Origin of the sequence: Paenibacillus zanthoxyli JH29 (genome assembly GCF_000520715.1) — a bacterium.
Taxonomy (GTDB): domain Bacteria; phylum Bacillota; class Bacilli; order Paenibacillales; family Paenibacillaceae; genus Paenibacillus_AQ; species Paenibacillus_AQ zanthoxyli.
This window is the reverse complement of sequence record NZ_ASSD01000551.1, coordinates 1-2,610: the sequence shown is the minus strand read 5'-3', so window position 1 is coordinate 2,610 and position 2,610 is coordinate 1. Positions and strand designations below refer to the sequence as shown.

Sequence of the window (2,610 nt, the reverse complement as noted above, 5' to 3'; positions counted from 1 at the left end):
CCCCCCCCCCCGCCATAGGCATGGCTGCCCTTGTCCTCCGCTCCGCCGTAGCTTTCCGCCTCCACGATCCGGCAGCGAATCTCTCCGTCCTCCGTGAGGCGGACGAGATGCTGGCCGAGCAGCAGCGGGGCAGCCTTGATTGCGGGCAAGGCCAGGAGGGAAGACAGCGGCTTTACCGGAGCGCTGCCGTCATTTCTATTCACGGGTACCACGGCTAAGAGAACACCTCCCAATCGAGAGCGGGTATAAGCCGCTGCTGGCTTAATGAGTATAATCGTACCGGCCCTTGGCCCGCTGTGCAAGCACGGGAGTTAATTGAGCCACCAACGCTTGATATCGCTCCACCAGGAACGGTCCTTGTCCGAGCCGCCGTCCTGTTTTGCCTCCGGTCCCCCGGCCTTTCCCGCTTCTTGGCCGTTTCCGTGCAAATCGCAGTAAGCGGTCGGCTCGGTGCCGCTGATAAAAGTCTCCAGCACTTTGTCGGGACAGGCCGCAGTGGCCAGCTTGCCGGATTCCGGATTGATATAGACGCTGACGACGCCGTCAGGAATCCGGAAAATTTTCGGCGGGACGTTCTCCAGCGCCTTTTCCGTGTATTGCGCAAAAATCGGCGCCGCCCGTCTCCCTTCGGTTGTCGTAATATCGCGGCCCTTGTCGTAGCCGACCCAGACAGCGGTGGACAGCTCCGGCGTGAACCCGACCATCCAGGCGTCGGTATCGGTGGTTCCGGTCTTGCCGGCGACCGGACGTTTGATCAGCGAGGCTACCCGGTTGCCCGTCCCTCCCGTCTCGAACACGCCTTCCATCAGCCGGGTCAATACATAGGCCGATGCCGGCGAGACGACGCTTTCCCCTTCCGCCTTGGGAGCTTCGTATAGTACGTTCCCTTTGGCATCTACGATCTTAAGAATAGCGGTTGTCGGCATCTTGACACCGCCGTCCGCGATAACCGAGAAAGCCCCGGCCATTTCCAGCGGGCTGACCGGCGAGGTGCCCAGCGCCAGTGAAGGCACGTCCGAAAGCGGGCTGACAATACCCATTTTGCGCGCCATCTCGATTACCTTTTCCGGCCCTACCTTCATAATCGTGTTGACCGCGTAAATATTGTCAGAGGCCGCAATCGCCTGCCGCATGTTGATCTCGCCGAGGTATTTGTCCCCGAAGTTCCGGGGCTGGTACGTCTTGCGGTTATTATCATAATGGAACAGGGTCGGCTGGCTGTTGAAGACGGAAAGCCCCGTCATCTCCTTCTCGGCCAGCGCGGTAAGGTACATAATCGGCTTGAAGGAGGAACCGGGCTGCCGGGTCGTTGCGAGGGCATGATTAAACTGGTTCGCCCGGTAATTGACGCCGCCGACCATAGCCTTGATATAGCCGGTACGGGGATCGATGGAGACGAGCGCCGTCTCGAGGCCCCCCGAGCCGGCCATCCCTTGTGCCACCGCTGCTTCCGCCGCCTGCTGCATGTCCGGGTCAAGCGAGGTATACACGCTCAGTCCTTCCAGCTCCAGCTCATCGGTGCTGATGCCGAGCAGCTTGGCTGCTGCGGCGCCGACATAGTCGCGGAAGTAAGGCGCGGACAGCTCCGCCGTCTGTTCCTCCCGGGGCTTCAAAGCCAGCGTTTCCCCGGCCGCCCGGTCGGCCTCCGCCTGCGAGATCTCACCCATCCCCACCATGGAGGACAGAATGATCTTCTGGCGTTTTTTGGCGTTGTCCAGATGATTATACGGCGAATAATACGTCGGCCCCTTCGGAATGCCGGCCAGGAGCGCGCTTTCCGCGAGGTCGAGCGAAGCGGCGGATTTGCCGAAATACATCCGGGAAGCCGCCTCGATGCCGTATGCGCCGTGACCGTAATAGATCTCATTGAGGTACATCCGCAAAATATCATCCTTGCTGTACTTCATTTCCAGCTGCAAGGTGTACATCGCTTCTTTCGCCTTGCGCGTCCACGTTTTTTCATGGGAAAGGTACAGATTTCGCGCCAATTGCTGGGTCAGCGTGCTGGCGCCCTGGGCCCGGCTGCCATTTTCCAGATTGACCAGCACCGCCCGGCCCATGCTTTTAAGATTAAAGCCCGCGTGTTCGTAAAATTTACGGTCTTCCACCGCCAGCGTCGCCTGGATCAGCAGAGGCGATATATCCTTTAATCCCACCGGATCATGGCTGCGCCCATCGGCAGAGAAGACAGCAATCACATTTCCACGGGAGTCCATCAGTCTGGAGCGGGCATCTTCCGGAATCGGCGGCAGGTCCTTCTGGTATAAATAGCCGAGCAGCGCGCCAGCGGAGATCAGCAGCAGGACCGCGAGGCCCGACAGCAGCAGCAGGACCCTGCGCCAGCGGCTTTTTTTCCGTTCAGGCTTGTCAGAAGATTGTAACGCCATGACACCATGCTCCTTTATCGTAATTGGGTTCTTCTTCTCATTATGGGAAAGGAAGAGTTCGGATATTCAAATGGGCATAGAATAAGGGTAATATATAGAAGAGGACTCAATACGGCAACAGATTACGGAGGTGCGAACATGAACTTATCAAGAGCGGTTGGCCAAAAAATAATACGCACGAAAGTACTGCTTCTTCTCGTCGCTGCAATACTGGCGGTATCCG

The 2,610-nt window shown here is 58.4% G+C and carries 2 protein-coding genes; both read right to left on the bottom strand.

Features of this window, described 5'->3' with window-relative positions; genetic code table 11:
* The coding region (locus L691_RS29745; protein WP_408634784.1) for a DNA-3-methyladenine glycosylase at positions 1-212 on the bottom strand (212 nt) is incomplete at its 3' end.
* A 99-nt stretch (positions 213-311) separates the two neighbouring features.
* Positions 312-2,387 (bottom strand): transglycosylase domain-containing protein, encoded by a 2,076-nt coding sequence (locus tag L691_RS0121570; RefSeq protein ID WP_025692398.1) that lies wholly within the window; start codon positions 2,385-2,387, stop codon positions 312-314.
* Between the last annotated feature and the right edge of the window lie 223 nt (positions 2,388-2,610).